This window comes from Bacillus sp. AP50, from assembly GCF_040492675.1.
Classification (GTDB): domain Bacteria; phylum Bacillota; class Bacilli; order Bacillales; family Bacillaceae_G; genus Bacillus_A; species Bacillus_A cereus.
Genome location: NZ_JBEUTW010000336.1, coordinates 1 through 5,724, shown reverse-complemented (window position 1 = coordinate 5,724; position 5,724 = coordinate 1). Strand labels below are relative to the sequence as shown.

The window sequence follows — 5,724 nt, the reverse complement described above, 5'->3', positions numbered from 1 at the left end:
ATTTACACTGTGAATAGTATGTTAAAATAGTGAGGTTACGTATACATATTTGAAGGAAGAGGGAGTGACCATTTTGGTGGATCAATCAACAAATCAGAAAAGCTATGCTCCTATTGTGATAACGCTTTCTGTAATTGTAAATGCGATTATTTTATTTTTGTTCTTTGGACCTGTTGGCTATGAAGGAGAATTACATTTTGATGTAACAATTTTACCAATGTTAAATGCAATTTTTAATAGCTTTACGTTCGTATTCTTATTAGCAGCTCTATACTCTATTATTAAGAAGAATGTGAAAATGCACCGTGGTTTCATCCTGGCAGCATTTACAACGACGTTGCTATTTTGTGTTTCTTATTTATCTTATCATTACTTAGCGCCAGCAACACATTTTGGCGGAGAAGGATTCATTAAATATGTGTATTTCATCATTTTAATTACACATATTATCCTGGCGGCAATTATTGTACCGCTTGCATTGTTTGCACTTGTATTTGGTTTTACAAATCAATTAACACGTCATCGTAAAATTGTACGTTGGACGATGCCGATTTGGTTATATGTAAGTTTATCTGGTGTTATTGTTTACTTAATGATCTCACCTTATTACCAATAAAAAATCTCAGCCTGTAGGCTGGGGTTTTTTTATTAAGCAAATATTTTTGTGAAATGAAAAAAATATGGTATACAAAAGTATAGTTGCTTTTCATATAGAAGGGATGGTAAAGGAATATGCAAAATTTTGTATTTCGTAATCCAACGAAACTTATTTTCGGTAAAGGTCAATTAGAGCAGTTAAAAACTGAAATTCCACAGTTCGGTAAAAAAGTTCTTCTCGTATACGGGGGAGGCAGCATTAAAAGAAACGGTATTTATGATAATGTAATTTCTATTTTAAAGGATATAAATGCAGAAGTATTTGAATTGACAGGTGTTGAACCGAATCCACGTGTATCAACTGTAAAGAAAGGGATTCAAATTTGTAAAGAAAATGGTGTTGAATTTATTTTAGCAGTTGGTGGAGGAAGTGTGATCGACTGTACGAAGGCAATTGCAGCTGGTAGTAAGTACGATGGAGATGTATGGGATATTGTAACGAAAAAAACATTTGCTAATGAGGCATTACCATTTGGTACTGTACTTACTCTTGCAGCAACAGGATCTGAAATGAATGCAGGCTCGGTAATTACAAACTGGGAAACGAATGAAAAGTATGGATGGGGTAGCCCAGTTACTTTCCCGCAGTTTTCAATTTTAGATCCAGTTCATACTACTTCTGTACCGAAAGATCAAACCATTTACGGTATGGTAGATATTATGTCGCACGTATTAGAACAATATTTCCATCATGGAACGAATACAGAACTACAAGATCGTTATTGTGAAGCTGTTTTAAAAACAGTAATTGAGACAGCACCTAAGCTTTTAAGTGATTTAGAAAATTATGAGCATAGAGAAACTATTTTATATTGTGGTACTATGGCGTTAAACGGCATTTTAGCGATGGGAGTAAAAGGAGATTGGGCGACTCATAATATTGAGCATGCAGTTTCTGCTGTTCATGATATACCACACGGGGGTGGCCTTGCGATTTTATTCCCGAACTGGATGAAACATGTTGTAGAGGAAAATGTAAGTCGTTTTAAACAGTTCGCTATTCGTGTATTTGATATAGAAACAGATGGCAAAACAGATAAAGAAGTGGCTTTAGAAGGAATTAAGGCACTGCGTCAATTTTGGACTTCAATTGAAGCGCCAGCAACATTAGCTGATTACGGTATTGGAGAAAATGAAATTGATATAATGGCTAATAAAGCGATGGCGTATGGTGAATTTGGTAACTTTAAAAAATTAAATAAAGATGATGTTTTAAGTATATATAAAGCTTCTTTATAAGTGAATTTAGAAAAGAAACCTATTTGATTGTTTAATCGAATAGGTTTCTTTTTGCTGTTTATAAATGTTTATGGGTGTTTTTGATTATTTTTGATTGTTTGTGGTTGATTTTTGTGACCGTTTTCATTATACTGTAATCAAAGAAGAGGTGAATAAAATGTTAACTCCTGAACGTCATCAAATGATATTGCAACTTGTAAAAGAACAGAAAGTTGTAAAATTACAGCAATTAGTTGAAAGAACAGAAAGCTCTGAGTCGACAATTCGCCGTGATTTAGCACAATTGGAAAAGCAAAGGTTATTAAAAAGAGTTCATGGTGGTGCCGCTGTTTTAACAGGAAAAGGGCAAGAACCAACGATGGTTGAAAAATCATCCAAAAACATTCAAATAAAACAACAAATTGCTAATTATGCGGCTAGCGTTATTGAACAAGGTGATTGTATTTATTTAGATGCAGGAAGTACAACATTTGAAATGATTCCATTTTTAATAAATAAAGATGTGACTGTCGTTACGAATGGACTTATGCATATTGAAGCTTTAGTTGAAAATAATATTCGTGCGTATTTACTAGGTGGAATGATGAAGAGTAGGACGAAAGCTTTAATCGGTGCTATGGCACAGGAAAGTATGCAGAAGTATCGTTTTGATAAATGTTTTTTAGGTGCAAATGGTGTACATGAACAGCTTGGCTTTACAACGCCAGATCCAGAAGAAGCGCTCTTAAAACAAATGGCATTAACATTAGCAAACGAAGGATATTTCTTAATTGATGAAAGTAAGTTTTCAGAAGTTGCATTTGCGAAAATTGCAAATGTTGAAGAAGCAAATATTATTACAAACCATTTAGAAATTGATTTAGAAAAATATAAAAGACAAACCAATGTAATTGAGGCTGATAAACAATGATCTATACAGTTACTTTAAACCCATCTATTGATTATGTAGTACAAGTTAATTCCTTTGATTTAGGCGCAGTCAATCGAGCAGAGAAAGATATGAAGTTTCCTGGAGGAAAAGGGATTAATGTTTCTCGCGTTCTCCATCGTTTAGGTGTGGAAAATATAGCACTTGGATTTACTGGTGGATTCACCGGTCAATTTATTAAAGGTGTATTACAGGCGGAAGGCGTAATGACAAACTTCATCCAAGTAGACGGAGATTCCCGAATTAATGTGAAAATAAAAGGGCAAGAAGAGACAGAATTAAATGGGCAAGGTCCTAATGTGACAAATGAGCAATTTGAACAATTAATGAAACAAATCGAAAGTATGAAGCAGGGAGATTGCGTTGTGCTAGCTGGAAGTGTACCTGCATCTATCCCAACTACCTTTTATGAATCAATCGCAGCGCTCGGAGCTGAAAAAGGTATTCGAGTAGTAGTCGATGCGAGTGGAAGTGCACTGCAGCATGTAATTAAAAATAAGCCATTTTTAATTAAGCCAAACCATCATGAACTTGGTGAGTTGTTTGGAGTGGAGCTTTCAACAGTAGAGGACGTTTTACCTTATGGAAGAAAATTAATTGAACAAGGTATAAAACACGTTATCGTATCGATGGCTGGAGAGGGAGCTTTATTATTTACGGCAGAAGGTATATATGAAGCGACTGTTCCAAAAGGTGTTGTAATTAATTCAGTTGGGGCCGGAGATTCTCTTGTTGCAGGGTTTGTAGGCAAATATGAACAGACAAAAGATATTGAAAAGGCATTTCAATACGGCGTTGCAACAGGGAGTGCAACAGCATTTTCAGCTGATTTATGTAAGAAGGAAAAAGTAGAAGAATTATTGTCGCAAGTAATTGTAGCTAAGCGATAGGGGGAAGCAACATATGAAAATTACAGAACTATTAAAAAGAGATACAGTCATTATGGATTTGACAGCTTCAAATAAAGAAGCTGTCATAGATGAATTAGTTGAGAAATTAAATGGGGCAAATCGTTTAAATAGTAAAATGGAATTTAAAGAAGCTATTTTAAAGCGGGAGTCCCAAAGTACGACTGGAATAGGGGAAGGTATTGCAATACCTCATGCGAAGACAAAGGCTGTTAAACAACCATCGATTTGTTTTGGTAGAAGTGTAAGCGGTATCAATTATGAGTCGCTTGACGGACAGCCAGCACACTTATTCTTTATGATTGCTGCAAGTGAAGGAGCGAATAATACTCATTTAGAAACGTTGTCTCGTTTATCGACATTATTAATGGATGAAGGATTTCGCAAGCAACTATTAGAAGCAAAGGATGAAAGTGAGCTTCTTCAACTATTTGATGAAAAAGAGAATGAAAAAGAAGAAGAGATTGAAGTCGCAAAACCAGAAGTAAATGAACCGTACGTACTTGCTGTTACAGCTTGTCCAACTGGAATCGCTCACACATATATGGCAGCGGATAGCTTAAAAGCAAAAGCGACAGAGTTAGGAATAGCGATTAAAGTTGAAACAAACGGATCGACAGGTATTAAAAACGGTTTAACGAAAGAGGATATTGAACGTGCAACAGCTATTATTGTTGCGGCGGATAAACAAGTAGAAATGAATCGTTTTGCTGGTAAACATGTCATTCAAGTACCAGTCGCTGATGGGATTAGAAAAACGGAAACACTTCTTAATCGAGCTGTAAAGCAAGATGCACCAATCTTTAAAGGTGTAAAAGAAGATGGAAAGGCAGAAAGTACGGAAAAAGAAAAAGGATTAGGAATTTATAAGCATTTAATGAATGGCGTAAGTAATATGCTTCCGTTCGTTGTTGGCGGCGGGATTTTAATAGCGCTAGCGTTTTCGTTTGGTGGTATAAAGGCGGAAGGTCCTTTAGCTGAATTGTTCATGTCAATTGGTGGAGGAAAAACAGGTGCGTTTTTATTCCTTGTACCAATTTTAGCTGGATTTATTGCAAGTTCTATTGCTGATCGTCCTGGTTTTATGCCTGGTGTTGTAGGTGGATTTTTAGCGGCGAATGCGAATGCTGGCTTTTTAGGTGGATTAATTGCTGGTTTCTTAGCTGGATATGTTGTTTTAGGGTTGAAAAGATTATTTTCAGGACTACCAGTACAATTAGAAGGAATTAAACCTGTTTTGTTATATCCAGTCTTTGGATTATTGATTACAGGAGTTGTAATGCAAAAAGCAGTGATTCCGCCTGTAGTAGCATTAAATGAAATGTTGACAGGGTGGTTAAATGGTTTAAACGGTACGAATGCTATATTACTAGGTCTTATTTTAGGTGGTATGATGGCAATTGATATGGGTGGTCCAATTAATAAAGCGGCGTTTACGTTTGGTATTGCTGCAATAGAAGCACAGAATTTTGGAGTGCACTCAGCAGTTATGGCTGGTGGTATGGTACCGCCACTTGCGATTGCATTTGCAACTACATTCTTTAAATCAAAGTTTACAGAAGCGGAACGTAAATCTGGTTTAACAAATTATATTATGGGAGCATCGTTCATTACAGAAGGTGCGATTCCGTTTGCAGCTGCAGATCCGGTTCGAGTAATCGTAAGTTGTGTTGTTGGTTCAAGTATTGCAGGTGCGTTATCTATGTTATTCCAAATTACATTACCAGCACCGCATGGTGGATTATTTGTAATAGCGTTAGTAAATAAACCGTTACTATATATTTTCTCTATATTAATTGGAACGATTGTCTCGGCTATTATGCTAGGTGTTTGGAAAAAGAAAGTTCAATAACAAATGAAAAGAGAGCAGCTTTTAGTAGCTGCTCTCTTTTTATTACAAAAAAATAGGTTAACAATTAAATATTGATGTTTTTTGGTAAAAGATGTAACGAAGTGTTACTTTTTTGTAACAAAAAAGTAACACTGTAATTT

The 5,724-nt window shown here is 35.6% G+C and carries 5 protein-coding genes; all 5 read left to right on the top strand.

Features of this window, described 5'->3' with window-relative positions; translation table 11 throughout:
* The first annotated feature begins 73 nt into the window (after window positions 1-73).
* The 5 genes from ABWK52_RS21660 (at window position 74) to ABWK52_RS21640 (ending at window position 5,584) form a co-directional block, all read left to right on the top strand.
* Window positions 74-616 carry a DUF420 domain-containing protein gene (locus tag ABWK52_RS21660; RefSeq protein WP_000228314.1) on the top strand — a complete coding sequence of 181 codons (543 nt, stop codon included), beginning with the start codon at window positions 74-76 and terminating at the stop codon, window positions 614-616.
* Window positions 617-732: 116 nt separating this feature from the next.
* Window positions 733-1,896, top strand: coding sequence for an iron-containing alcohol dehydrogenase (locus ABWK52_RS21655; protein WP_001179092.1), 1,164 nt, complete (start codon window positions 733-735; stop codon window positions 1,894-1,896).
* A 157-nt stretch (window positions 1,897-2,053) separates the two neighbouring features.
* On the top strand, window positions 2,054-2,806 hold the full coding sequence (locus ABWK52_RS21650) for a DeoR/GlpR family DNA-binding transcription regulator (protein ID WP_000957286.1): 753 nt from the start codon (window positions 2,054-2,056) through the stop codon (window positions 2,804-2,806).
* Window positions 2,803-3,714, top strand: a complete 912-nt coding sequence (pfkB, locus tag ABWK52_RS21645; RefSeq protein ID WP_000640830.1) for a 1-phosphofructokinase — start codon at window positions 2,803-2,805, stop codon at window positions 3,712-3,714. The genes ABWK52_RS21650 and pfkB overlap by 4 nt, the downstream gene beginning before the upstream one ends.
* Window positions 3,715-3,727: 13 nt before the next feature.
* Complete coding sequence (locus ABWK52_RS21640; protein ID WP_000704599.1) at window positions 3,728-5,584, top strand: PTS fructose transporter subunit IIABC; 1,857 nt, start codon at window positions 3,728-3,730, stop codon at window positions 5,582-5,584.
* The last annotated feature ends 140 nt before the right edge of the window (window positions 5,585-5,724 follow it).

Bases quoted from the DNA above. Each gene is read 5' to 3' on its own strand.
- ABWK52_RS21640 (WP_000704599.1), top strand. From the start codon at position 3,728: ATGAAAATTACAGAACTATTAAAAAGAGATACAGTCATTATGGATTTG.
- ABWK52_RS21655 (WP_001179092.1), top strand. From the start codon at position 733: ATGCAAAATTTTGTATTTCGTAATCCAACGAAACTTATTTTCGGTAAA.
- pfkB (WP_000640830.1), top strand. From the start codon at position 2,803: ATGATCTATACAGTTACTTTAAACCCATCTATTGATTATGTAGTACAA.
- ABWK52_RS21650 (WP_000957286.1), top strand. From the start codon at position 2,054: ATGTTAACTCCTGAACGTCATCAAATGATATTGCAACTTGTAAAAGAA.